Annotated in this window: 23 protein-coding genes and 3 tRNA genes; 13 read left to right on the top strand and 13 right to left on the bottom strand. The window is 62.4% G+C overall.

Annotated features, from left to right (window positions below):
- Window positions 1-21: 21 nt before the first annotated feature.
- Together HH303_RS09585 and HH303_RS09580 are read right to left on the bottom strand one after the other, a co-directional pair.
- Complete coding sequence (locus HH303_RS09585; RefSeq protein ID WP_169625129.1) at window positions 22-1,332, bottom strand: DUF2336 domain-containing protein; 1,311 nt, start codon at window positions 1,330-1,332, stop codon at window positions 22-24.
- A complete protein-coding gene (locus HH303_RS09580) occupies window positions 1,325-3,001 on the bottom strand; it encodes a sensor domain-containing diguanylate cyclase (protein ID WP_169625128.1) in 1,677 nt (558 codons plus the stop codon). Before HH303_RS09580 ends, HH303_RS09585 begins: the two co-directional genes overlap by 8 nt.
- Window positions 3,002-3,224: 223 nt before the next feature.
- Here HH303_RS09580 and HH303_RS09575 point away from each other — a divergent pair, with 223 nt between their 5' ends.
- The 6 genes from HH303_RS09575 (at window position 3,225) to HH303_RS09550 (ending at window position 9,232) form a co-directional block, all read left to right on the top strand.
- Window positions 3,225-3,953 carry a pyrimidine 5'-nucleotidase gene (locus HH303_RS09575; protein ID WP_227421700.1) on the top strand — a complete coding sequence of 243 codons (729 nt, stop codon included), beginning with the start codon at window positions 3,225-3,227 and terminating at the stop codon, window positions 3,951-3,953.
- A 198-nt stretch (window positions 3,954-4,151) separates the two neighbouring features.
- Entirely contained in the window at window positions 4,152-4,352 is a 201-nt protein-coding gene (gene rpmI, locus HH303_RS09570; RefSeq protein ID WP_169625127.1) for a 50S ribosomal protein L35, read from the top strand.
- A gap of 47 nt (window positions 4,353-4,399) precedes the next feature.
- Window positions 4,400-4,771: a 50S ribosomal protein L20 gene (rplT, locus tag HH303_RS09565; protein ID WP_169625126.1), complete on the top strand. Its 372-nt coding sequence runs from the start codon at window positions 4,400-4,402 to the stop codon at window positions 4,769-4,771.
- A 115-nt stretch (window positions 4,772-4,886) separates the two neighbouring features.
- Window positions 4,887-5,984, top strand: coding sequence for a phenylalanine--tRNA ligase subunit alpha (pheS, locus tag HH303_RS09560; protein WP_169625125.1), 1,098 nt, complete (start codon window positions 4,887-4,889; stop codon window positions 5,982-5,984).
- A complete protein-coding gene (gene pheT, locus HH303_RS09555) occupies window positions 5,981-8,389 on the top strand; it encodes a phenylalanine--tRNA ligase subunit beta (RefSeq protein ID WP_169625124.1) in 2,409 nt (802 codons plus the stop codon). The genes pheS and pheT overlap by 4 nt, the downstream gene beginning before the upstream one ends.
- Window positions 8,390-8,413: 24 nt before the next feature.
- A complete protein-coding gene (locus HH303_RS09550) occupies window positions 8,414-9,232 on the top strand; it encodes an aspartyl/asparaginyl beta-hydroxylase domain-containing protein (RefSeq protein ID WP_169625123.1) in 819 nt (272 codons plus the stop codon).
- Here HH303_RS09550 and HH303_RS09545 read toward each other — a convergent pair.
- Genes HH303_RS09545 through HH303_RS09525 form a run of 5 tightly spaced genes read right to left on the bottom strand, consistent with a single transcriptional unit; the run spans window position 9,229 to window position 15,534 of the window.
- On the bottom strand, window positions 9,229-10,170 hold the full coding sequence (locus tag HH303_RS09545; protein WP_169625122.1) for a dimethyl sulfoxide reductase anchor subunit family protein: 942 nt from the start codon (window positions 10,168-10,170) through the stop codon (window positions 9,229-9,231). The genes HH303_RS09550 and HH303_RS09545 overlap by 4 nt on opposite strands.
- Before the next feature lie 8 nt (window positions 10,171-10,178).
- Window positions 10,179-10,913: a 4Fe-4S dicluster domain-containing protein gene (locus HH303_RS09540; protein WP_169625121.1), complete on the bottom strand. Its 735-nt coding sequence runs from the start codon at window positions 10,911-10,913 to the stop codon at window positions 10,179-10,181.
- Entirely contained in the window at window positions 10,910-13,849 is a 2,940-nt protein-coding gene (locus HH303_RS09535; protein WP_169625120.1) for a molybdopterin oxidoreductase family protein, read from the bottom strand. Before HH303_RS09535 ends, HH303_RS09540 begins: the two co-directional genes overlap by 4 nt.
- A gap of 3 nt (window positions 13,850-13,852) precedes the next feature.
- Window positions 13,853-14,599 (bottom strand): TIGR02186 family protein, encoded by a 747-nt coding sequence (locus HH303_RS09530; RefSeq protein WP_169625119.1) that lies wholly within the window; start codon window positions 14,597-14,599, stop codon window positions 13,853-13,855.
- Window positions 14,596-15,534, bottom strand: coding sequence for a sulfite exporter TauE/SafE family protein (locus HH303_RS09525; RefSeq protein ID WP_169625118.1), 939 nt, complete (start codon window positions 15,532-15,534; stop codon window positions 14,596-14,598). Before HH303_RS09525 ends, HH303_RS09530 begins: the two co-directional genes overlap by 4 nt.
- A gap of 184 nt (window positions 15,535-15,718) precedes the next feature.
- On the opposite strand from HH303_RS09525, the gene HH303_RS09520 reads away from it, so the two are divergent.
- Entirely contained in the window at window positions 15,719-15,970 is a 252-nt protein-coding gene (locus tag HH303_RS09520; protein ID WP_169625117.1) for a sulfurtransferase TusA family protein, read from the top strand.
- Here HH303_RS09520 and HH303_RS09515 read toward each other — a convergent pair.
- On the bottom strand, window positions 15,967-16,272 hold the full coding sequence (locus tag HH303_RS09515; protein WP_169625116.1) for a FliM/FliN family flagellar motor switch protein: 306 nt from the start codon (window positions 16,270-16,272) through the stop codon (window positions 15,967-15,969). The two genes, HH303_RS09520 and HH303_RS09515, sit on opposite strands and share 4 nt — an antisense overlap.
- 128 nt (window positions 16,273-16,400) lie before the next feature.
- Between HH303_RS09515 and HH303_RS09510 the strand changes: the two genes are divergently transcribed.
- Together HH303_RS09510 and HH303_RS09505 are read left to right on the top strand one after the other, a co-directional pair.
- Complete coding sequence (locus HH303_RS09510; protein ID WP_169625115.1) at window positions 16,401-17,450, top strand: tetratricopeptide repeat protein; 1,050 nt, start codon at window positions 16,401-16,403, stop codon at window positions 17,448-17,450.
- Window positions 17,451-17,550: 100 nt separating this feature from the next.
- Window positions 17,551-18,228, top strand: a complete 678-nt coding sequence (locus HH303_RS09505) for a YdcF family protein (RefSeq protein WP_169625114.1) — start codon at window positions 17,551-17,553, stop codon at window positions 18,226-18,228.
- On the opposite strand, the gene HH303_RS09500 is transcribed toward HH303_RS09505, so the two are convergent.
- From HH303_RS09500 to HH303_RS09490, 3 genes are all read right to left on the bottom strand, one after another.
- Window positions 18,206-21,343, bottom strand: coding sequence for an efflux RND transporter permease subunit (locus HH303_RS09500; protein WP_169625113.1), 3,138 nt, complete (start codon window positions 21,341-21,343; stop codon window positions 18,206-18,208). The genes HH303_RS09505 and HH303_RS09500 overlap by 23 nt on opposite strands.
- On the bottom strand, window positions 21,340-22,422 hold the full coding sequence (locus HH303_RS09495) for an efflux RND transporter periplasmic adaptor subunit (protein ID WP_169625112.1): 1,083 nt from the start codon (window positions 22,420-22,422) through the stop codon (window positions 21,340-21,342). The genes HH303_RS09500 and HH303_RS09495 overlap by 4 nt, the downstream gene beginning before the upstream one ends.
- A 141-nt stretch (window positions 22,423-22,563) precedes the next feature.
- Window positions 22,564-23,142, bottom strand: a complete 579-nt coding sequence (locus HH303_RS09490; protein WP_169625111.1) for a TetR/AcrR family transcriptional regulator — start codon at window positions 23,140-23,142, stop codon at window positions 22,564-22,566.
- A gap of 64 nt (window positions 23,143-23,206) precedes the next feature.
- Between HH303_RS09490 and HH303_RS09485 the strand changes: the two genes are divergently transcribed.
- Window positions 23,207-23,611, top strand: a complete 405-nt coding sequence (locus HH303_RS09485; RefSeq protein ID WP_169625110.1) for a RidA family protein — start codon at window positions 23,207-23,209, stop codon at window positions 23,609-23,611.
- 36 nt (window positions 23,612-23,647) lie between these two features.
- Here HH303_RS09485 and HH303_RS09480 read toward each other — a convergent pair.
- Window positions 23,648-23,723, bottom strand: a tRNA-Thr gene (locus tag HH303_RS09480).
- Window positions 23,724-23,790: 67 nt separating this feature from the next.
- Entirely contained in the window at window positions 23,791-24,645 is an 855-nt protein-coding gene (gene rlmB / locus HH303_RS09475; protein ID WP_169625109.1) for a 23S rRNA (guanosine(2251)-2'-O)-methyltransferase RlmB, read from the bottom strand.
- A 139-nt stretch (window positions 24,646-24,784) separates the two neighbouring features.
- Between rlmB and HH303_RS09470 the strand changes: the two genes are divergently transcribed.
- From HH303_RS09470 to HH303_RS09460, 3 genes are all read left to right on the top strand, one after another.
- Window positions 24,785-24,869: transfer RNA gene (locus tag HH303_RS09470), tRNA-Tyr, on the top strand.
- 142 nt (window positions 24,870-25,011) lie between these two features.
- Window positions 25,012-25,085, top strand: a tRNA-Gly gene (locus HH303_RS09465).
- A gap of 131 nt (window positions 25,086-25,216) precedes the next feature.
- Window positions 25,217-25,335 (top strand): GTP-binding protein (locus HH303_RS09460; RefSeq protein WP_169625108.1); only part of this gene is annotated, 119 nt, incomplete at its 3' end.

Below are 25,335 nucleotides of genomic sequence, written 5' to 3'. Positions count from 1 at the left end.
CCGGCGGATCGCAGGACCTTGTCAAGTCTGGGCCTTTTCGTAGAAATCGATCTGCCACTGCATGGCTTCGAAGGATAGGGGCCACTGTTCGCCATGCGGGACGATCATTTCCTTCGGTGACAGGCCCAAGACCTGCGCTTGCATCTGCGATGCGAAATGCGGCGTCAGGCCGGCTTTCCACGACAGGGCGACGACCGCTTTCGCGCTGCGGTTCGCGACGACCTTGTGAATTGTATCGATGGGCAGATCGGACAGCCGGGCGACGGCATACAGGACGAACCGCTTTTCACCGCGCGCCAGGGCGGCTTCCAACGTTTCGGCGGATAGTTCGCCCGCCTTGTACATCTGTTCGACGGTTTCCCCGATATTATCCGCGGTGGCCCATTCCGGTTCGGCGGTTTGACGGGCCGAATCCTCGGCCAGGCGCCGTTCCACGGTATCGGCGACGGCGATCAGCGTCGCGTCGTCCAGGTCTAGCCGCTTCTGCATCCGGTCCAGCAGATTCATCGCGACGAAGCTGGCGATCCGTTGCACGGCGCGCGGCGACAGGCGCGGACGCATCGTCAGCGGTTCGTGCCAGGTGACGGCCTGCGGGGCGCGGTCGATGATGAAATCCAGCGTGTCTTCGCGGATTTGCGCGCTGTCGTTCGACAGCAGGGCGGCGACGGCTTCCTCGTCCCCGGACCGGGCGATAACGTCGGAAATCGTGTCGCGCAGGGCGCGCCGTTTCGCGATTGCCCCCATCGCGCCTTGGATCGGGCCGGAATTGATGATTTCCATCAAGTCCCGATCGGACAGGACCGGTGAAAATTCCAGGATCGGCTGGGCGACGCTCAGTTCCTTGTCTTTCGCCAGGGTCAGGATGACGCTCGCCGGGGCGTTGGCCACGTCTTTCAGGGCGTTGGACAGAATTTCACGTACGCGCACCATCTGGTCTTCCGCCAGGGCCTCCAAGGCGCGCACCGTCAGTTTGTAAAGCGTGGTGCGCCGATCGACCGGAAGTTCCGGAGTTAGCCGCGCAATTTTCGCGGCAAGGTCGCCGCGGATGTCGCCGCTGGCATCCTGCGTCAACAGCAGATCGGCCTGACGCGGCGCCTGATCGTTCAACGCGACCTTATGCCGGACCAGTTCGTTGTTGTCTTCTGCCAGATAGTAAAGGATTTCCGGCAGGGTATCCGGCGCGGCGGCCAGCGCGGCACGGATTTCCGGATCCGGGTCCCGCGCTTGAATTTTCTGCTTTTCGTAAGAATCGCCATTCCGTGCGACGCGGTCGAGGGGCAACTCGACGAAGGGTGTGTCGGAACCGTCCTGCCTGTGTCCGGATTTAACCATCGGCGCGTTTCCCCGGTGCGAAAACAATGGTTTGCTTCCCGCCCTTCTTCGCGTCGTACATCGCCCTGTCCGCTCTGGCGATCAGGCCTTCCACCGTCTCGTTCAGGCCGGGATGAAATTCTGAAATACCAATCGACATGCCGAAATCGTCAATATTTTTGCCATATGCCTTTTTCCACGCGGCCAGCTTCGAAAGAAACGCCTCCGCGCGGGCATTAGCAATACCCGCATCCGCGCCTTCAATCCAGACGGCGAATTCGTCACCGCCGAGACGACAGGTCAGATCATAGGTCCGCGTACCGTCCAATAGAATCTGGGCGATGGCTTGAAGCGCGTCGTCCCCGGCTTCATGCCCGTATTTGTCGTTAATGGTCTTGAAGTTGTCCAGATCGATGAACAACAGGCATCCACCGCTGCCGTAGCGTTCGTAGCGCGACATTTCCCGCGACAGGTCTTCCATGAAGGCCCGGCGGTTCTGCAATCCGGTCAATTCGTCTGTCCGCGACAGATGTTCCAACACGTACTGGTCGGAAATTTGGCGGAAGACGATGCCGAATTGCGGTTCGATCGCCTTCAACAGCGCGGGTTCGTCGTTTTCCCAGACGGCGTCGCCCTGACGTTGCCACAGGATGATCGACCCGTTGGCGGCGCCGCGATAGGCCGTTTGCATGGCAAGGTAGGAAAATTCCCCGATCACGCCTTCCTCCGTCCCGTCCTCGCGGGTCAGGCGGTTCGCGATCTCGTCGACCAGTTCCTGGGCCGGTCCTTCACCATATCCGGCGAATTCCAGAACCCCGCCTTTCGGCCCGCGGACCAGGACGCTGCAGGCCGCCGCGGATGTCGATCGGCCCAGGGCGGACGCCGCCGAATGCACCATTTCCGTCGGCGTGACCTCATTACGAAGCGCATCGACGATATAGGCGACCAGGCGTTCGCGGATTTTCAGTCGTGCCAGCTCGCTCTGCCGGTTTCGTTCTTCGGTGACGTCGATGGCGATGCCGCGCGTGCCGGACGGCAGGCCGTCCTTCCCCAAGACCGGCACGGCCGATACCAGGATACAGGCATCCTCGCCGTCGCGCGTGCGCACCCACAGTTCAACGTTCCGCACCGTGGTTTGCGCGGAAAACGGCAGCGGGGTCGGCGCGCTTTCCGGCGCCACCAGGAAGGATTGCGGCCGTTCGCCCAACAGTTCCTCCGGCGAATAGCCCATCGCGCCGCGCGGGGAGATATAGCTGATCAGACCGTCACGGTTGGTTTCCCAGGCGAAGTCGGCGGCAACGTCGACCAGATCCTTGAAGCGTGTTCTGGATTCGGCGAGTGCGGATCGGATGTTTACTTCCAGGGTCGCGTCGCGGCCGATCATCAATTGCGTGCCGTCACGCTGCGGCAGCATGGTGAATTCGATCTGCCGTCCGGATGCGGGAAGGGAGAAGGTACGGGTCCGCGATCGATTTTCCGTGCGCGTCTTCACCGCCAGTTGAATGACCGCGGGCATGACGCTCAGGCCTTCATCGATGCCGATTGCTTCCACGACCTCGACGCCCGGGCCGTTCAGCGCCGTCAATTGCGCGTCGTCTTCCAACAGAAGCACGGGCCCTGAATAGGTATCGAATATCTCGGCCATCGCCGACAGACGGTTTCCCGCCTTATTTTCGATTTTTACGGCCATTCAACACGGTGCCCGGATTTGCCTATTAAGTACATGGGTATAACAGAGTAGGCAGTACAAGATGAAAAAAGGGTAAAAGTCCGAAGGGATTGCGGCAAGTTCCGATCTTGACTAATTCAAGGATATCGACGCGCCGCATCGGGAAAGCCGCGAATACGGTCCGAAACGGCGATATGGAAAGTTCTTAGGTGGGCGACCGCCGGTGACAGAAAAGAAGCCAGACATGATGACGAAGAAGCCTGACGCCCCCGCCGTACCGGCACACCACGCGGATCCCGGCCTGCGGGGGGCGGATACCTGGATTTTCGATCTGGACAACACGCTGTATCCGGCGGCCTGCAACTTGTTTCAGCAGGTCGATCACCGCATGGGCGGTTACATCTCGCAGTTGTTGGACATCGCCTATGAAGAGGCCCGCGCGCTGCAGAAAGGCTATTTCCGGCAATATGGAACGACACTGCGCGGTTTGATGGAACATCACGGCGCGGACCCGCATGCCTTTCTGGCCTTCGTACACGATATCGACTACAGCCCGATTCCGGCCGATGCGGCACTGGGGGAGGCCTTGGATCGGCTGCCGGGGCGTAAGCTGATCTTCACCAACGGCACCGTCGCCCATGCCGAAGCCGTGCTGGATCGCTTGGGAATCGCCAACCGGTTCGACGGGATTTTCGATATCGTCGCCGCCGATTTCGTGCCGAAGCCGAACGCCGAACCCTATCATCGGATGGTTGCGGACCACGAGGTCTCGGCCGACCGTGCCGTGATGGTCGAAGATATCGCCCAAAACCTGATCGTACCCGCGGAACTGGGCATGCGGACGGTCTGGGTGCGCACCGATCACGAATGGTCCCATGGCGGGGTGGGCAACGAACACGTCCATCACGAGGTCGAGGACCTGACCGACTGGCTGACCGGCTATGTCGAGGCATTGGAGAGGGATAAGGCTTGATCGGCGGATTTCCGGCCTTCTTCGTCGAGACGGCCCTTGCATGATCGGAGGCGGACGGCTATAAGCCCGCGTCTCCCGACTTCGGTCGGGGAGGTGGAGCGGCGCGTCCGGGCCTGATGGGTATGCCCGGCCGCCAGAATGAACAAGCGGATAAGGACCGGTTTTCCGGGACAATCCGCCCAGTGATGGAGTTTGAAAATGCCCAAGATCAAGTCGAAAAGTTCCGCCAAAAAGCGGTTCAAGATCACCGGCACGGGTAAGGTCCGCTTCTACAGCGCCTGCCTGCGTCACAACACCTCGAATCGTCCGACGCAGATGAAACGCCAGAACCGTGGCGGTCAGATCATGTGCGCGTCCGACGCGACCGTGGTGAAACGCAACTGGCTGCGCGGCCAGTAAGCGCCCCGATCGCATCGATCAGACTTTAGAATTCGAGGAGCCGAGACATGGCACGCGTCAAACGGGGTGTTACCACCCACGCCAAACACAAAAAGATCATCAAGCAGGCCGACGGTTATCGCGGTCGCCGGAAAAATACCTTCCGCACGGCCGTTCAGGCGGTGGAGAAGGCCGGTCAGTACGCCTATCGCGACCGCCGCGCGAAGAAGCGGAACTTCCGCGCCCTGTGGATTCAGCGCATCAACGCCGCTGTCCGCGATGCGTCGGAACATGAAATGACCTATGCCCGCTTCATCAACGGTCTGAACAAGGCCGAAATCGAACTGGACCGCAAGGTTCTGGCCGATATCGCCGTTCACGACCCGGAAGCGTTTAAGTCGCTGGTGACCCGGGCTCAGGAAGCTCTGGCGGCGAACTAAGCCAGCGATAGACTGTCGACGGACAGTCGGGTTTACGTTACGTAAGACGCCGGTTCTCCCTCCCCCGAAACCAGGGTGATGCGAGAGCCGGCGTTTTTCTTTTAGGGGTCGGGATATGACGGTGGATGCGCAAGCGCTGGGCGACGAACTCCTCGCGCGGGTCGAAGCGGCGGCGGATTTGAAAAGCCTGGACGATGTCCGGGTCGAAGCCCTGGGCAAGAAGGGTCGGATCACGGCGGAAATGAAGACGCTGGGCGGTCTGGATCCGGAGGCGCGCAAGGCCGCCGGACAGGCGCTGAACGCGGTGAAGGACCGTGTGGCCGACGCGATCGAAACCCGCAAATCCGCGCTGGAACTGTCGGAAATGAACGCGAAGCTGGAAAGCGACCGCGTCGACGTTTCCCTGCCGCCGCGTCCGGAATCGATCGGTCGCCTGCACCCGATCAGCCAGACCCTGGACGAGATCATCGCGATCTTCGGCGAAATGGGCTTCGCCGTCGCCGAAGGCCCGGATATCGAGGACGATTACCACAATTTCACCGCCCTCAATATCCCGCCGGAACACCCGGCGCGTCAGATGCACGACACGTTCTACATGGCCGATGAATCCGGTGGCGCGAATATGGCGGCGGTGCTGCGCACGCATACCTCTCCGGTGCAGGTGCGCACCATGGAAAACCAGAAGCCGCCGATCCGCATTATCGCGCCGGGGCGGACCTATCGCTCCGACAGCGACATGACGCATACGCCGATGTTCCATCAGGTCGAAGCGCTGGTCATCGATAAGAAAACCCATTTCGGACATCTGAAAGGCTGCTTGCAGGATTTCTGCTCCGCCTATTTCGAGGTGGAAAACATTCCGTTGCGGTTCCGGCCCAGCTATTTCCCCTTCACCGAACCGTCGGCGGAAGTCGATATCGGCTGCAACCGCAAGGACGGGGGGCTGACCATCGGCCATCAGGGCGATGACGGCGACGGGTGGCTGGAAATTCTCGGCTCCGGCATGGTGAACCCGAAGGTCCTGACCATGTCCGGTATCGACCCGGAAGAATATCAAGGCTTCGCCTTCGGCATGGGGATCGAACGTATCGCGATGCTGAAATACGGCATCCCCGATCTACGCACCTTCTTCGACGCCGATATGCGTTGGCTGAAGCATTACGGTTTCGTGCCGCTGGAAGCGGCCTCTTTGGTACGAGGGCTTACGCCATGAAGTTCACCCTGTCCTGGCTGAAGGATCATCTGGAAACCGAGGCGACGCTCTCCGAGATCACCGAGGCGCTGACCTCGTTGGGTCTTGAGGTTGAAGGCGTCGACGATCCGGCGGCGAAACTGAAGCCCTTTACCATCGCCTATGTGCGGGAGGCGAAGCAGCATCCCAATGCGGATCGTCTGCGTGTCTGCATGGTCGAAACCGGCGACGGCGAGGTGGTGCAGGTCGTCTGCGGCGCACCCAATGCGCGGACCGGGATGAAGGGCGTCTTCGCGCCGTCCGGCGCCTATGTGCCGGGGACGGACATGACCCTGAAACCGGGGGTGATCCGGGGCGAGGAATCGAACGGCATGCTGTGCTCCGAACGGGAGATGGGGCTGTCCGACGATCACGACGGCATCATCGATCTGCCGGAAGACGCGCCGGTCGGGGCGAGCTTCGCCGAATATGCCGGGCTGGACGATCCGGTGATCGAAATCGCCATCACGCCGGACCGGGGCGATTGTCTGGGCGTGCGCGGTATTGCGCGCGATCTGGCCGCGAAAGGCTTGGGTATCCTGAAGCCGATCGATCTGGAACCGGTTGAAGGCACCTATGACTCGCCGCTGAAATGGGCGCGGTCGGACGATATCGGGGATGCCTGTCCCTATGTTGCCGGGCGGCATTTCCGCGGCGTGAAGAACGGCCCGTCCCCGGCCTGGGTACAGCGCCGCCTGACGGCGATCGGTCTGCGGCCGATTTCCGCGCTGGTGGACGTGACCAACTATGTCACCCATGACCTGGGGCGTCCGCTGCATGTATTCGACGCGGCGAAGGTGAAGGGCGACACGCTGCTGATGCGGCGTGCGAAGGACGGTGAATCCATCCTGGCGCTGGACGGCAAGGACTATACCTTGGAAGCAGGGATGCCGATCATTTCCGACGAAAACGGTCCGGAAGGGATCGGCGGCGTCATGGGCGGGGAATTGTCCGGCTGCACCGACGAGACGACGGATGTGTTCCTGGAATGTGCGTGGTTCGACGCCGTCGCGGTGGCGGAAACGGGCCGCAAGCTGGGCATCGATTCCGATGCACGCTACCGGTTTGAGCGCGGTCTGGACACGGCGGGCCTGACCTGGGGCACGGCCGTTGCGGCGAAGCTGATCCTGGAATGGTGCGGCGGCGAGACCTCCCGCGTGGTCGAGGCCGGGACGAAGCCCGACAATACGAAGACCATCGCCCTGCGACCGGAAAAGCTGAAAAGCTTCGGCGGATTGGCGGTGCCGGACAAGGAAGCGACGGAAATCCTGGAACGCCTGGGCTTTGTCACCATGCATCCCTACGGCATGATCACGGTCAATACGCCGTCCTGGCGCAATGACGTGGAACATGAACAGTGCCTGATCGAAGAGGTGTTGCGGGTCAAAGGTTTCGACAAAATTCCGGCGGTGTCGCTGGAACGGGACGGCGCCCTGCCGCAGCCCGTCTTGACCTTGGCCCAGCGTCGCGTCGCCTTCGCCAAGAAGCAGCTCGCCCAGCGCGGCATGCTGGAGGCCGTGACTTGGTCCTTCATGCCCAAGGGCGAGGCCGTCGCCTTCGGCGGCAACGCGCAAACCCTGGCGCTGGCCAATCCGATCAGCGCGGATCTGGACGCCATGCGGCCGTCGATCCTGCCGAACCTGTTGGCGGCGGCGCAACGCAACAGCGGGCGCGGCTATCCCGATGTCGCCCTGTTCGAGGTCGGCCCCGCCTATCGCGGGCGCGGCCCCAAGGATCAGGATACGGTCGCGACGGGCATCCGCTGCGGCAAGGCGGTCCCGCGCCATTGGCAGGAAAAGACGCGGGAGCCGGATACCTTCGATGCGAAGGCCGATGTTCTGGCGGTGCTGGAAGTGTGCGGCGCGCCGGTGGACAAGCTGCAAGTATCCACGGACGATTTGCCCGATTGGTACCATCCCGGTCGGTCCGGCACCTTCCGTCTGGGCCCGATCCTGGTCGCGCGGTTCGGGGAAATCCATCCGGCGGTGGCCAAGCGCTATGACCTGAAGGGCCGTGTGGCCGGGTTCGAAATCTTCATGGAAGCGATTCCGCAGCCGAAGGTGAAGAAAGGCGCGGGCAAGGGACGTCCGTTGTTGAAGAATTCGGCCTTCCAGCCGCTGAACCGCGATTTCGCCTTCCTGGTCGATGGCGACGTTCCGGCGGAAAAGCTGGTGCGCGCCGCGCTGGGCGCCGACAAGGCCCTGGTCGTGAATGCGGAAGTGTTCGACGTCTATACGGGCGAGGAACTGGGCGGCAAGAAATCGATCGCCCTGTCCGTCACCCTCCAGCCCGTCGATGCGACCCTGACCGACAAGGAAATCGACGCCGTTGCCGAAAAGATCGTCGGCAATGTGGCGAAGAGCACCGGCGGCGAGCTGCGACGCTAGGATTTAGCGGCAGGGAGTGGCGGGATGGCGTCCAGGGTCAGCCGGAAGCGGATCAAACAAGGCGTCATTGCGGCGGTCTTCCTGACCGTGGCTGTCGCGTTATCGCCGATCGCGACCGCGATTTATATCTTGGCCGGGTCTCTGGACGTCCTGCGCAATGAAAAGCGGGATTGGTATCTGATCCAACGCTACTTCAGCGGCAACGGCTTCACCACATGGCTGGTGTCGCCGTTGAACCTGCTGCTGGACCTGCTGTCCTATCGGAACCGGAAAATTTATCGGTTGGAGGATTTTTCCGGGGAAGCGCGGCAGGAACTGGACCGGACCCTGGGCTTTTTTCGCGACAACAAGGACGCCGTCATCGCCCGGATCGACCGGGAATTGGGCGATGAGAAGCGCGGCATGTTCCTGTTCCGCTGGTACGGACAGCGCTACAATCGTGAATTCGAGGCCCTGAACGGCGACTTCAAGCATATTCGCACCATCGCCGTTTCCGTTTTCCAGGGAACGGAGCGGACGAATTTCCATTTCGGGCCGCTGCGCCTCACCTTGCGGGTGTTGTTCAATCTGACCCCGGTGAAGGATGCGGAAGTTTTCATCGAATGCGGCAAGACGAAGCACTATTGGGCGGAAAATCCTCTGTTCATTTTCGACGATACGCTGATGCACCGATCCGTGAACGATCACGACGGGCGGCGCTATGTCGTCTTCATGGATATCCTACGCCCCTCGCCGGTACAGCCGCTGCTCCGCGTATTGTTGGTCCCGATTTCCTGGGCCGCGACGGCGTTCAAGTCGATTTATTACCGCCGTTGGGCCATGCTGGGGATCGGCAAAAGCTAAACCTTGTCATTCCCGTAATACAGGGTGACCGCGTGTTTCGCTTCGGCGAAGAACAGCCAGCGTTCGGCGAACAGACCGACGGCGGCGGTCAGGAGCGAGACTCCGACCAGAATGCTGGCGCCGACGCCTTGCGTGAAGGATGCGAAACTGACGGCGAGAAGCGGGAACAGAAACCCCCAGAGCAGGCTGAGGCGGCGCAGGCGCATCGCGTGTTTGCGCGCGATCTGGAACCCCATTTCCTTCATCAGATAATTGTCGGCGTCATGCGGGCCTTCGAATAGCGTGACCTTGCCGATCTCGCCCAGACCGGTGGCGCTTTCCGCCGTCGCGGTCGCCGAGGCCCGGCCGATTTTCCGCCAATACACGATCTTCACGACCATCCCGGACAGCAACAGCAACGACAGGATATCCACGAAGTCGGACCGCCAGAAACCGAGAGTGTGGGCGAGCGCGTTCAGGACCAACCCGCCGCTGGCCAGTGCCAGGACATGGTAGGTAAGGGGTGTCAGCGGTGTTGCCCAGGCAGGCACCGGCTTCAACGAGGCATAGATCATGGCCGTGCACTGAACCGTCAGCACGGAACAGACCACCGTCGCCCCCGCCAGAACGGGGATCACGTCCGTTTTCCCCATCAGGCGGGCGGCGAGATAAAGGCCGGTCGGCATGAAGGTGATCAGCGCCATGCATCCTTCGCGGCTGAGCCAGGACGACCGCCATTGCGTCAACGCCCGCCAGGCCCGCTCCGGATGGCCGAGGTGAAAGGTGGAGGCGACAAGACCGATCACCACCAGCAACAGCGCGAGGCCCAGTCCGGCAAGGCTGACCGCCGGATGCGGCGGTACCATGCCCGCCAGATCGAACAGGGCGAACAGGATGGCCAGACCGTATCCGGCGCCGGATACGGTGGTGAACAGAATGACGGACTTCGCGGGATGCATGTCGGACCCTATAGAGACAGAATTTTATCCAGCCACCGCGCCACCGTCCCGGCACCATCGGCGGCGACGGGAGATAGGGCGTTCGGGGCGTCGGTGCGATGCGGCTTGCGCGGCGGCAGGTAGCGGTTAACCGGCTTCGTCCCCTGTTCCGGCATCAAGGCATAACCGCCCCGGCGGTCGGACAGTTTGGATACCGCGCTGTCCGGATCGCCCAGATCGCCGAAGGAGCGCGCACCCGCCGGACAGGTCGAGACGCAGGCCGGGACCCGCATGTCTTCCGGCAGGGTGTCGTTATAGATACGGTCGATGCACAGGGTGCATTTCTTCATCACACCCGCGTCCTCGTCATATTCCCGCGCGCCGTAGGGACAGGCCCAACTGCACAATTTGCAGCCGATACACTGGTCCGCATCGACCAGCACGATTCCGTCCTCCACCCGTTTATAGGACGCGCCGGTCGGACAAACCGTCACACAGGGCGCGTCCTCGCAATGCAGACAGGATTTCGGGAAATGCACCATTCGCCCGCAGCCGTCTTCGGACACGACCTCGAACGTATGGACCCGGTTGAACCAGACACCGGACGGATCGGGACCGTACGCGTCATTGTCGGTCAGGGGGGCGGAATGCCCGCCCGTATTCCATTCCTTGCAGTTCACGGCGCAGGCATGACACCCGACGCAGATATCCAAGTCGATGACGAGGCCCAGCTTTTTGTCCGTCTGGTGGGGAAGGCTGGTCATGCGCCCCCGTCCTTCCGCACGAACTCGCGGTGCGGGGTTGGCGGCCTGCCGGATGCTGTGCCGGTACTATCCGCCCCGAAACGAAGCGTTCCGGCAACGGCGTGGGACGGGGCGAGGTTCGGCGCGTCGAACCGTTCGAACATCGGCTCTGTCGTTCCGGCTTCTTCCGGCAGGCATTTTTCCAACCGGACCTTCAAGTCGTACCACGCGGCCTGCCCCGTGACCGGGTCGGCATTGGCGTGACGGTAGCCGCCATCCGTCGCGGGCAGCAATTCGGAAATGACATGGTTCAACAGGAAGCCCTTTTCGGATTCCGGCGCGCCCGCTTCCAACCCCCAGGCGCCGCGCCGCTTGCCGATGGCGTTCCAGGTCCAGACCGTGCTGCGTTCCACCCCCTGCATGGTCTTGATCTGCGCCTTCACGCGGCCGATCGGGCTGACGATCCAAACCCAATCGCCGTCGCGGGCATCGTGCGCCGCCGCCGTATCCGGATGCAGATACAGCTTGTTGTGGTTGGTGATCTGCCGCAGCCAGGCATTCTGCGATCCCCAGCTATGGTACATATGCATCGGGCGCTGTGTGACGGCATGCAGCGGATAGTCCGCCCCCGTCCCCATGTCAGCCGACGATCCTTCGAACGGCGGGTACCAGAAGGGAACCGGGTCGAAATAGGTGTCGATCCGCGCCCGATGTCCCGGCGGCGGCAGGACCGGCCCATGGCCGCGTGCGGCCAGACGGAATTTTTGCAGCGGTTCGGAATAAATCTGCATGACTATCCGGTCGGCGGCGGGAATCCAGCCCATGGACTGGGCGTGGGTTAGGTAGTCCCGGTTGCCGTGCTTCAGCCACGATTGACCTTCCGTGAAGGGATGGTGCCAGAAGCCGCCATGGTCGATATAGCGTTGAAGCTGATCCGGATTCGGATCGCCGCGCCCGCTTTGGTCACCGTCCTCGCCGCGCCATCCCGCCAACGGCCCGACTCCCGGCGCGCGTTCGTGGTGCACGATATAATCCGCATAGAGACCGGGATAGGCGGGGTCCCCGGAGGCCGTCACGAAACCCGGCAGCTTCAGCCTCGCGCCCAGATCGATCAGGACATCCTGGAACGGTCGGACATCGCGGTCGGGTTTCAGGATCGGCTGACGGATCGCATCCGCCGGTCCTTCGGCGCTGCAGATCGGGCGGTCCAGCAGCGAGATACAGTCCCAGCGTTCCAGATAGGTCGTGTCCGGCAGGACGAGGTCGGCATAAGGCACGGTTTCGGAATAATAGGCGTCGGACACGATGATATGCGGAATCTTGTAACCGCCATCCGCCACCGTGTCGGTCAGATAGTGCAGCGTGGCCGGGACGTTCATCGAACTGTTCCAGCCCATATTCGCCATATAGAGGAACAGCGTGTCGATCGGATAGGGATCGCCCTTCCAGGCGTTGTGGATGACCATCTGCATCAGGCCATGGGCGGCCAGCGGATGATCCCAGCTATAGGCCTTGTCCAGGCGCTTCGGCGTCCCGTCGGGATGGACAAGCAGGTCTTCCGGGCCGGTCGGAAAGCCCAGCGGCATGCCATCTAAAGGGGTCGACTGTTTGACATCGTGGCCCGCCGGTTTCGGGCCGGGCGGGATGGGCCGGGGAAAGGGCGGTTTGGACCGGAAGCCGCCCGGCACGTCGATCGTACCCAGGATCATCTGCAACAGATGCAGGATGCGGCAGGTATGGAACCCATTGGAATGCGCGGAAATCCCACGCATGGCATGCATGGAAACCGGTCTGCCGACGACTTTCGTCTGTTTCCTTCCGGCCCAATCGGTCCAGTCGATATCCAGTTCGATCTGGTGCTTGAACGCCATTTCGGACAGTTCGGCCGCCAGCCGCCGGATCGTCGCCGCCGGAATGCCGCAGGTCTCCGCGACCGTATCGGGCGCATAGGCGTCGTCCAGAAACCGTTCCGCCATGATCTGAAAGGCCGGAACCGCGCGCAGCCCGTCGATTTCGACGGACCCCGCGAAAACCGGTTTCGCATCCGGCGACAGGGCGTCGCTCGGTGCCTTTGTGATACCGTCCAACACTAGCGGATGACCGTCCTTGTCGCGGGCGAACAGCCCGTCTTCCGGTCGACCCGGCGCCTGATAGACCAGCCAGGGCGCATTGGTGTATCGGGCCAGATAATCCCAATCGATCGCTTCCGCGCGCAGCAATTCGTGGATCAGCGCCCCCGCGAACAGCCCGTCCGTGCCGGGGGTGATGCCGATCCATTCGTCGGCGATGGCGGAATAGCCGGTGCGCACCGGATTGATGGACACGAATTTCGCGTCCTCCCGACTTTTCAGGGTGCCCAGGCCGATCTTGATCGGGTTGCTGTCATGGTCTTCGGCAACGCCGAACATCAGGAATAGTTTGGTGCGCTCCCAATCCGGTTCGCCGAATTCCCAGAAGGAACTGCCGATGGAATACAGACCGCCCGCGGCCATGTTGACCGAACAGAACCCGCCATGGGCCGCGAAATTCGGTGTGCCGAACCGAGCCGCCCACCAGCCGGTCAGCGATTGGCTCTGATCTCGCCCGGTAAAGAAGGCAAGGCGCTTCGGATCGGTTTTGCGGATATCGCCCAACCAGGACTCGGCGATCGCCATCGCTTCGTCCCAGTCGATTTCCTCGAATTGCCCCGATCCGCGCGGTCCGACCCGCTTCAGCGGCTTTTTCAATCGGGCGGGCGACAGGACATTCATGATCCCCGCCGACCCCTTGGCACAGAGGACGCCGCGATTGACCGGGTGATCCGGGTTGCCGTCGATATAGCGCAGCTTGTCGTCCTTGAAATGCACGCGGATGCCGCAGCGGCAGGCGCACATGTAACAGGTCGTGAATTCCGTTCGGTCGATGGCGTCCGGCGTCAGGTCGGCCCGGTCGCGGGGCTGTGACGGCGCGGGGGACATATCTTATATCTTCCGGAAGGCCCAGTTCGCGGCCAGACCGGCGAACCCCGCCAGGAAGATGGCGACGATGCCGTACAGCATCGGATGAAGATGGGCCTGTCGGAAAATCTGGGCGCTGAAACCTTCCTTGTTCACGAATAAAGGCGTGGTTTGAGCGGAAATCACGCGGCCGTCCTGCACCAGCAGGGTTTCGACGGTATAGGTGCCGATGGGGACGTTTGCGGGGATCAGGACCGATGTGCGGAACAGGCGTCCGCCGCGCCGTTCGACCACGCCGGGGATCGGGTCGTAATGCCCAACCGTGGTCTTGTTGCGCAACAAGGCTTCCTCAAACGTGGCGACCTGATCCGCCATCGCCCCGGCGGGGCCGCGCATGCGGATATTCTGGATGCCGATCTGGTGCCGCCGCAGCGCGCTGGACGGCAGATCCAGGCCTTCCTGCGCGGTCGTCGCGACGCGGTAGAAGGATGGAACGCTGGTGAATTCGACAGAATCCCGGTTGATCCAGATTCCGGCGACGCGATCCTTGCGGCGGACGGTGACGTCCTGCTTCGGTCCGCTGACCACGACGACGACGTCGCCATCCGTCTGGATCGACCCGAACAACAGCAGTTCCGTGCCCGTGAAGCCCGCCGTGATCGCAACCAGATGACTGTCCAAATCCGCGATCAGCGGTTCGTCGCCAACGGTCTCACGCGACGCGGTCAAGACGGTGAGACAGATCGCGAAAAAGGCGATGCGGCGGTTCATTGCACCGTCCCCTTCGGCGTGAGGGTCGCGATGGAATAGATGTCGGACGGTTCGATGGCGAGGTCGAGCAGTAACTTGCCGCAGACCGCCAGCACGATGAAGGCCAGCAGGCTGCGGATCTGTTCGCCGTTCAGTTTCGCGCCGATCTTGGTGCCGAACTGCGCCCCGATGACGCCGCCGACCAATAGGATCAGGGCCAGCACGACATCCACCGTCTGGTTCAGCGTCGCCTGAAAGAAGGTCGCGTTGGCGCTGACGAAGATGATCTGGAACAGCGAGGTGCCGACGACAACGCTGGTCGGCATGCCCAGAAGGTAGATCATGGCCGGCACCATGACGAACCCGCCGCCCACGCCCATGATCGCGGTCAGGATGCCGACGAAAAAGCCGATCCCGGCGGGCAGCAGTACGCTGATATACAGTTTCGATTTCCGGAAGCGCATCTTGAAAGGCAGGCCATGCATCCAATTGTGGTGATGCAGCTTGGCATGTTGGCCCAGCGCCGATTTGCGGCGCGACCGCAGCAGCGATCCCACGCTTTCGAAGGCCATCAACCCGCCGATAATGCCCAGGAAGATGACGTAGCACAGCTTGATCACCAGATCGATCTGACCCAGGGATTGCAGCCATTTGAATATGAAGACCCCCAGGGTGGACCCCAAGACGCCGCCCGCCAACAGGACCAGCCCCATGGCGATGTCGACATTGCCGCGCCGCCAATGGGCCAGTACGCCGGAAACGCTGGATGCGATGATCTGATTGGCCCCGGTTCCGACCGCGACCGCCGCCGGAACGCCCAGGAAGATCAGCAATGGTGTGGCTAGGAAGCCCCCGCCAACGCCGAAAATTCCCGACAAAAAACCGACACCCGCGCCGATCCCGAGAATGACCAGGATATTCACCGAAATCTCGGCGATCGGCAGATAGATGTGCATTGTCTCGCCGGTCCTTACGTGCTGCCGGTCTGTTTTGTCTCGAATTTTATCCGGGGGGTGTGGCGTTCGCTGTAACTCTCCGGAATCCCTGATCACCATGACCCGCGCCGGGCTTGTTCGTCAATGCGGCGGGTGTTTTATATCGGGATGCGGTTCACGAAAGTGATGGAAGGTGCTGGCACGGATGGCCGAAACCGAACTGGATGCGACGGGGTTGAAATGCCCCTTGCCTGTATTGAAGGCCCGGCGCGCGCTCAACCGCCTGCAGGCGGGCGATATCTTGCGCGTATCCGCCACCGATCCCGGTTCACCCGCCGATATGCGGGCCTTCTGCGAAGGTCAGGGCCATATCCTGCATTCGTCGACCGAACGGGATGGTGTGTTCCGGTATGAAATTGAAAAGCGGGATGATCCGTCGCTGGGCGATCTGGATTAGTCGAAGATTTCGGCCCGGCTGTAGATTTCGGTGATCGACACGGCTAGGTGATCTTCCACCACCACGATATCGCCGCGTCCGATGGGCAGGCCGTTGCAGCGGATTTCGACCGTGTCGCCGACCCGCCGGTCCAGCTCGATAACCGCGCCACGACCGATTTTCAGCAGGTTGGAGACCTTCATTTCCGCCGTGCCCAGAACGGCGGTGATTTCCACGCCGATCCTGTTCGCGGCGCTGACGCGGCCCGCCTTGCCGATTGCGGCGGCGGCGGCTTCTGTCAGGGCTCCATTCTCGCTTGCCATTTCGCTACTCTTCCAGTCTTCGAAACTTGTTCCATCCTACGCCGTGATTCGTCCCTTCGTCCAATCAATCCGCGTTTCGCCGTCGCTTCGGGCTTGCCAGCCTTTCACCCCTATGGGCATGAATAGGCATGACCGCGATACGCCTTACAATCGCTTTAATCCTGTCCGTTTGGGTCGGCATTTTTGCCGTGGTCCCGGTATGGGCGCAGGATTGGACCGCCATTCGCGCCGCCGCCGAAACCGGCGATGCGCAGGCGCAGTACAAATTGGCGCGCGCCTTCGAAAGCGGGAAGGGGCAGGTTCAAGATGATTTCGAGGCCGTGCGATGGTTGCGCGCGGCGGCGGAAAATGGCCATCCCGCCGCAGCGTTGGACCTGGGATGGATGCTGGCCAATGGATATGGCGTCGCGAAAGATGGGGAACAAGCTTATTTCTGGTTCCTTAAGGCCGAGGCATTGGGGGCGGAGGGGGCGGTTGCCCAACGCACTGCCATGGCCGCAACATTGGAACCCGACATCCGGCAACGCATCGCGCAAGATGCGGGTATCGTGCCGGGCAGTCTTTCCGGCGTGGCGGCAACGGGGGCGGCGTCGGAAACAGGGATCGGCGATCCCGTGCTTCTGCCTGAGGACACATATGAAGCGGTGCGCGACCGCCTCAATGCCGGGGCGGGGCTAGATCAATTGGCGAAGTTGCGGTTGCTGGCGGAAGACGGGGATGCGAGGGCGCGGAACCTATACGGTTTGGCGTTACGGCGGTCGATTGATGCGGCGGATCGCTCCTTGGGTCGTCAATGGCTGTTATTAGCGGCGGAAGACGGTTTGCCCGCCGCGCAATACAATCTGGCCAGTGCCTTGCTGGAAGACGGCGATCCCAGGCTGGGCGGTAGCGTCGATGTCGCGGCGGTCTTCGCATGGCTGGACCGGGCGCGGAGCGGAAGCGTCCCCGCCGATCCCAATGACTATACCGCAATCGCCGCCGAATTCGCCGCGCGGGCCGGCATCCGGGATCCCTACCGCGCGGCGGTTCAAGGATCGCGCGGGGCTTTTCCGGAATTGCGGGAACTCATCCGCCTGAAGCGTCAGGAATTGACGGCACGCCAGGACCTGACTAGGCGTCTGGTCTCGCCGCCCGCCGCGACCGATTCCGGACAAATCGAAACCACCATCATCGAATGATTCCTTTATGAAAGAGTTTGCCATCTCCTTACTGCCCAATTTTTTGTTTTGGGCATTGATCGCGTCCGTTCTTGTCCGGAACGTGCCCCATGCGACGACGGTGCGACGCGTTCTCGCGGTTTTGCTGTTGGTGCTGTCCGTTCCCGTCTTGCCGAAATGGGCAATTGAGGCCTGGACCTTGGACGGCACGCCGCGCGTCGTATGGCAGAGGACGGACAGCGACGCGGTTTTCATCGCCGGTGGCGGGGTGTCCCGTGACGGGCGCGGTCTGTACTGGCCGTCCATCGAAACCTATCGGCGTGGGGTGGTCGGCGCGGATGTCGCGCGGCGTCTGTCGATTCCCATGGTGTTGAGTGGCGGCCCGACGCTGGACCGCGATAAGACGACGGAAGCGGAAGTCTTAAGCCGTTATCTGGCGACCGACGTGCCCATTCTTATGGACGACCGGGCGATGAACAGTTGGGAAAACGCGGTCGGGGCGCAGCGAATCCGCCAGGAAAACGGTTGGACTGGGGGTTATATCCTGGTCAGCGACGGTATTCATCTGCGCCGCCTCGCCGCCTGTATGCGGGCCTTGGATGTGCCGATAGACGCCGTTGTTCCGACCCGAAGCAGGCGTGTGGCGGAATTGCGTTGGGTGGATTTCGTGCCGTCGGTTTCCGGCCTGACAGCTTGGTCGCAGTTGAGCTACGAACTGATGGGCAGCATTTACTATATTCTACGGGGGCGCATCTCGCCGGCGGATTTGGTCGCCGTCACGTCGTCCGATCCGGAATAGCGCGGGCATGGTCCAGTTCCTCATCCAGCCGTCCGGCCTCTTGAGCGCGCGGTTTGGATAGACGCGCGAGCCCCAGATAGACGACCGGCGTCAGGAACAAGGTAAACACGGCGGCGAGGCCCAGACCGCCGAACACGACCCAGCCGATGGCCGCGCGCGCTTCCGCCCCTGGGCCGGTGCTCAGGATCAGCGGCAGACCGCCGACGACGGTGGAAATCAACGTCATGGCGATGGGCCGCAAGCGCACGATGGCGGCCTGATGCACGGCGTCGAAGACGGAAAGCCCTCGGTCGCGCAGCTGATCTGCGAATTCGACCAACAGGATACCGTTCTTCGCCATAAGTCCGATCATCATCACCAGCCCGATCTGCGAATAGATGTTGATCGTGGTGCCGGTCAGCAGCAGGGCATAGAGCGCGGCGGCGATGCCGAACGGCACCGTCAGGACGACCACGGCGGCGCTGGTCCAGCTTTCGAACTGGGCCACCAGGACCAGGAAGACGACGACGATGGCGATCACATAGGTCACGGCGACGTCGTGTTCGGTTTCCGCCAGGCTGGCCGCCTCGCCCAGCAGGACAAGCTCCATCCCCGGCGGCAAAGTGCGTTCCGCCAATGCCATCAGATCGGCGGAGGCCTGTTGCAGCGGGTAGCTGCTGGGATAGTCCATATCGATTTGGATCGCGCGTCGCTGGACATAGCGGTCCAATTGCGCCGCCACGCCTTCCTCGCGAAGGGAGACGAGAGACGACATCGGGACCAGCGCGCCGTCGCCGGTTCGGACATAGAGGTTCAACAAATCGCTGGGATCGTCGATGGCGCCGCCGCGCGCTTCCAGCAGGATCGGCACGGATTCGTCGCCGATGCTCAGATCCACGACCTCGTCCCCGTTGATCATGACGCGCAGGGTTTCCGACAGGTCGGTCAACGGCACGTTCAGATCGGTGGCGCGTCGGCGGTCGATGCGGACCTTCAATTGCGGCTGGGTCGGCTGATAGGAAATGCGGATATTGGACAGGCGCGGCAATTCGTCTTCGATGGCATCCGACAGGGCCAGCGTTGCATCATAGAGTTTCAGATAGTCGTTGCCGATCAGGGCGACGCGCAGGCCGGTCGAACTGCCACGCAGGTTCAGGCTGTTGGGGCTGATCACGCTGACCCGCATGCCGGTGACCTGATTCATGAGCGGTCGCAATTCGGCGATCAACTCGCTTTGCGGGCGGCTGCGGTCATGCCAGGGGGCGAGCTGTGCGCTGGCGAAGACGCGATTCGGGTCCCAACGCCCGACGATGGTGAAAACGGTTTCGATTTCCCCGCTGTCCAGATAGGGGGTCAGGATCGCTTCGATCTGGCGCGCCTGACGGTCGGTATAGGACAGGCCGGTTCCGTCCGGTCCCTGACCGAAAATCAGGATTCGACCCCGGTCTTCCACCGGCAGCAGTTCCCGGTCGATATTCTGGAAGGCGAACCACGCGCCGCCGGCGCCGACGACGGCCAGGAAGAAAACCACCAGCGGCACGCGCAAGGTCAGATTCAGCACGGCGGTATAAAGACGGACGGTCACATTGCCCAGACGGGCGATCGCCGTTCGGATTCCGAAAACGCTGGGCGGCGCATCGCCCATGCGGGCGGCCAGGGCCGGGACGATGGTCAAGGCGACGAAGCTGGAAATTGCGACGGCCACGGCCAGGACGAAGCCGAATTCCCGAAACAGGCGTCCGGCATCGCTGGGCAGGAAGGAAATCGGCACGAAAACGGAAATCAATGTCGCGGTGGTTGCGATAACGGCGAAGAAGACCTGCCGTGCGCCCAGAACCGCGGCGGCGCGGCCACGCAGCCCGTGTCCGCGGCGGCGCTGGATGTTTTCCAGGACGACGATGGAATCGTCGACGATCAGCCCGGTCGCGAGGACAAGGGCGAGCAGGGTCAGGATGTTGATCGAAAACCCCATGGCCCAGATCGCGGCGACGGACCCGATCAAGGCGATCGGAATCGACACGCAGGGGATCAATGTCGCGCTGGGCGATCCCAGGAACAGCCATAGAGTCGCGATGACGATGATCACCGCCAGCAACAGGGTGACGATCACTTCCCGGACGGATCCGCGGATGAATTGCGCGTCGTCCGTGACAATGGCGATGTCGACGCCGTCCAGCCGGTCGGCCAGTCGAGCGACGGCGGCCTGAATACCGTCGGAAATCTCGATCGTATTCGACGACGCCTGCCGGACGACCCCCATGCCGATGACGGTATGGCCGTCGACACGAACATAGCTTTCGGCGTCTTCCGGCCCGAAGAACACATCCGCGACATCGCCGATCCGCACCGGATCGCGCAGGACGATACCGGCGATTTCCGCCGCAGTATCGGCGGTGGCGTCGGCACGCACGATCAGTTCGTGATCGACCGATGCGAAACTGCCCGCCGGAATGTCGAAGGGCGCGTTTTCCAGCGCGTCGGCGACATCGGCGACGGATAGGCCGAAACTGGTCAGGCGCATCGGATCCAGGACGACGCGCAACATGCGCCGCCGGTCCCCGAATAGGGTCACGTCCGCGACTCCGTCCACGGAAATCAGCGCCGGGACGATATCCGTTTCCACGACACGGGCCAGTTCCTCCTCGCTCAACGTATCGGCGATGGCGGCCAGCCGGATCACGGGGTCGGCGTCGGCATCGGCCTTGATGACGGTCAGTTCCTCGACATCGTCGGGCAGGTTGCGCTCGACCCGGCTCAAGGCTTCGCGCACATCGGAGGCGGCGAGATCCAGATCGACATTGGAGGAAAAGGTTAGATGGACGCGGAAATTGTTTTCCTCGCTGGCGGATCGGATTTCCTTGATCCCGCTGACCCTTGCGACCGCGCCTTCGACGATGCTGGTCACTTCGGCGTCCAGAGTTTCCGGGGATGCCCCGGACAGGATGCCGCGGACGGTCACCACCGGGCGGTCCACATTGGGCAATTCGCGGACTTCCACCGCCATGATGGCGGCAACTCCGGCCAGCGCGATCAGCAGATTCATGACCAGCGCCAGCAAGGGCCGCCGGACGCTTAGCGAGGACAGATCCTCCTTGCCGGTGTCGACTTTCGCGTCTTCGGATTGTTCGGTACTCATGACCCGTTCCCCGCGGCTACCGGATTGTCGCGCAGGGTCACTTCCGCAGGACGGCCCTCGCGCATGCGGTGCAGGCCTTCGACCACGACCGGTTCCCCCGGTTCGATCTTGGCGTCGATCAGGACGGATGCTTCCTGACGTTGGATGATCCGAATGCCGACCTGTTCCGCCTTACCGTCGCGGATCGTCCACAAATAGGCGCCGCTTCCACCCCACAGAATGGCGATTTCGGGGACGGTCGGCCATGTCCGCCCCAGGATATCCATTGCAACGCGGAAGCTCATGCCCGGTCGGAATCGATCGTCGGCATTGTCGATTTCGGCGCGAACCGGGAAGGTGCGCGTGGTCGAATCGATCCGGCTGTCGACATCGACGACGATACCGTCGGCGCTGCGGTCGTCGTTCCAGGAGGACACCTGAATCACCGATCCCGGTTCGATCCGGCCCAACAGGGCTTCGGGCACGTCGAACCGGATCAGCAGGGACGATCGGTCGTCCAGGCTGGCGATCACGGTATCGGAGTCGATCCGGTCGCCGGGTTCGATATCGCTCAACCCGATATGCCCGGTGAAGGGTGCGCGGACACTGCGTTTCGACAGGGCGACTTCCGCCTGCTGCAATTCGATGCGCGCGGATTGCAGGGCGGTGCGCGCTTCATCCAGCGCGACCTGGGTCGAGGTTCCGGTTTTGCTGAGCTTTTCAAGGCGGTCGAAGGTACGCTGCGCATCGGCGACCATGACGCGGGAAAGGTCGACATCCAGCTTTTCCGCGTCCTGTCGCAAGTCGAGGAGGACTTGTCCCTGTTCGACCAGGGAGTCGGCGGTGAAGTTGACGGCGACGACTTCTCCCGCCGTTTCGGGATGCAGGGTGACCGATCGCGTCGCGCGGGCGGTGCCGACGGCTTCCAGGCGGATTCGCTCGGACGCCGTGCCGACGGATTCCGCGATCGCCGTGATCGTATCGTTCCGCGTCGCCCGGGTCCCGTTGTCGGCGGTCGTATCGGGCTTGCCCAAATGCCAAGCCGCCGCGCCCAGACCGGCGAGGACCAGAATCACGAAAAACTGCCGCAGCATCCCCATCGAACGTTTTACCCTCACCCGTTACGGTCCGGCATTTTTTTGCCGGACATCTCACAAAGGACGCCGCAAGCGGCGCGATCCGTCGAAATATGTTGCGCAGGATGCCATTTTTTTCGCCGGATCAAAGCGAATTGCGCATCCTCAATCGATTGTGAGCGATCGCAGGACCGTCGAAACCTGCGCGACGGTCGGTTTCGGCCCCTGTCCCGTCGCATACATCAGGGCAATCCCGTCGATCAGGCCGACGCAGGTTTCCATCGGCACCGTGTTCCGGCCGCCGGTCACCAGATTCACGAAAAATTCGATGGGTCGCCGTGCCGCCACGGACAATCGCTCGCCGACATCCGACAGGTCTTCGTCGCGCGCCGCCGCCAGCGTCAGTTCGATCCGCGCCAACAGCAGTTCCCTGCCCTTGTCGGCGGAGGCCAACAATCCCTGCGCGGCACGGTCGATCGCCGCTTCCATCCCCTGTTTGGCCACGACATCGGCGAAGGCGATTTGCAGATCGTCGCAATCCTTTTCCAATTCCAGGGCCAGATGCGCGGCCGCTTCCCGCAGCAGGGCCGTTTTTTTGGGGAAATAATAGGTCGTGGACCCTTGCGGCAGCCCGGCCTGCATATCGGCGGCGCGGTGGGTGACGCCGGAAAGCCCCTTTTCCGCCAAGAGTTGGATCACGGCGTCCAGAATGGCGGTGCGGCGGTCTTTAACTTGTGTTGACATCGAAACTCTACATTTGTAGTGATTATTGAGACATTAGTTATTTTCTGCTCTGCAAGGAACGACCATGACACAAATGATCCAACGAATGAACCCGCCCTCTCTCCCCGATGCCGGGGCGATCGGATATTCCCAGATCACGACCGTCGAGCCGGGGCGGATGGCGTATATTTCCGGGCAAGTCGCGATTGACCCGGATGGCGGGCCGGTGCCGTCCGGTCTTGCGGATCAAACGGATATTGTCGTTCGTAACGCCCGCGCGGCGCTGGCGGCGGCGGGGGCGACGCCGCAGGATCTCGTCATGGTGCGGGTTTATGTGGTCGACCTGACGCCGGACCGCATGAATGCGTCGATGCCCAGCCTTCTCGCCTTGTTCGATGGGGCGCAACCGAGCGTCACGGGAATCGGGGTCGCCGCGCTGGCCGATCCGCAATTCCAGATCGAGGTGGAAATGATCGCACGGGTGCCGTGACGGCAGAGCGTTCGGGATCATCATTTTCGGAAAGGATGGTGCCGGATGCAGGGATCGAACCCGCGACCTTCGGTTTACAAAACCGCTGCTCTACCAGCTGAGCTAATCCGGCGTGCCGCGTCGGGCAGGCAGGGTCTACTGCCAAGCGGCCCCAAAATCAATCGCCAATCAATCGTGGATTACGGTTGCGCCGGACGAGTCGCGGCATAGAGGGCGACGGCGGCGGCGTTGGAGACGTTCAAGGACCCGACCTCGTTCCGCACCATATCGATTCGAACGACCTGATCGCAGCCTTCGCGGGTCAGGCGGCGCATGCCGTCGCCTTCGGCGCCCAGGATCAGGGCGACCGGCCGATCCAACGGCACGTCGTTCAGCGTATCGTCTACCTCCCCAGCCAGACCGACGGTCCAGTAGCCGGCCTCTTTCACCTCGTCCAGGGCGCGGGCCAGATTGCCGACGCGCACCAGAGGGACGGATTCCAGGGCGCCCGATGCGGCCTTGGCGAGGGCGGCGGTTTCCGGCGGGGCGTGGCGGTCCTGAACCAGTACGGCAATAGCACCGAACACGGCGGCGGAACGAAGAATCGCACCGACATTGCGCGGATCGGTGACTTGATCCAACACCAGCAGCGGGCGGCCCGGTGAGGCGTCGGGCAGGTCCTGAAGGGCCAGCGGTTCCAAAGGTTCGACTTCCATGGCGAGGCCTTGATGCACCATGTCGGGCCCGGCCAAACGGTCGATTTCCTGGCGGTCGGTAACCTCTAGCGGCACGCCGCGTTGACGGGCCAAGGGTTCGATATCGGCCCGCGCGCCGTCGGTGCACAGCAGCCGGTGGCAGGCGCGTTCGGGATTCGACAGCGCAGCGCGCACCGGATGCGTGCCGGTCAGCCAATAGCGGTTGCCGCCCGCGCCTTTGGGCGGCTGGGCGCGCGGGCCGCCGCCCCGTTTCGAATCGCGCTTCGGGCCGTGGTTCGGGCCGCGGGGGCCGCGCCCGCCGCGATCCGGCGAAGGTCCTGATTTCCGATGCTTGCTCATGCCTGCGTCTTTAGGACGAACGGACGTCGCGGGCAAGAGGCAGCCGGTTTCAGATTTCCGTTAGATTGCCCGTTGACAAGGACGGATCGGAACCTTAAACCCCGTCCCGCCGTAAGGAACGGTCTTGTCGGTGTTCCGTGGAGGGATGCCCGAGTGGTTAAAGGGGACGGACTGTAAATCCGTTGGCTTAGCCTACGTTGGTTCGAATCCAACTCCCTCCACCACCGACGACACCGTTGGCACGCCAGCCGACTAGGTAGGCCGATCCGAATGGCTTGGGACCCGAAAAGGGCGGTCGGTCCGGAAATTCCGGAACGGGCGTCCTTGGTTATGTTCCGGGGTTGGTTTCCCGGGAGGGTCTGTCTTGCGGGTGTAGCTTAATGGTAAAGCTCCAGCCTTCCAAGCTGGCTACGTGGGTTCGATTCCCATCACCCGCTCCAGGTTGAAGACGTCGGTTCCGGGCCCCCGGACGGTAACGAAGCGGGCGCGGTACGGATGTCGGGATGTGTGACAGGGTGCGGTCCCGCTACCGGGCGCACAAGGGCGTTAACGAGCTTAGGGAAGCGGAAATATGGCTAAGGAAAAGTTCGAGCGGACGAAGCCGCACTGCAACATTGGAACGATTGGTCACGTTGACCACGGGAAGACGACGCTGACGGCGGCGATCACGAAGACGCTTGCGGATGTTTA

The organism is Pacificispira spongiicola (assembly GCF_012926505.1).
Classification (GTDB): Bacteria; Pseudomonadota; Alphaproteobacteria; order UBA8366; family Aestuariispiraceae; genus Pacificispira; species Pacificispira spongiicola.
Note: the sequence above shows the minus strand (reverse complement) of the source record. Positions and strands in the feature narration are given on the sequence as shown.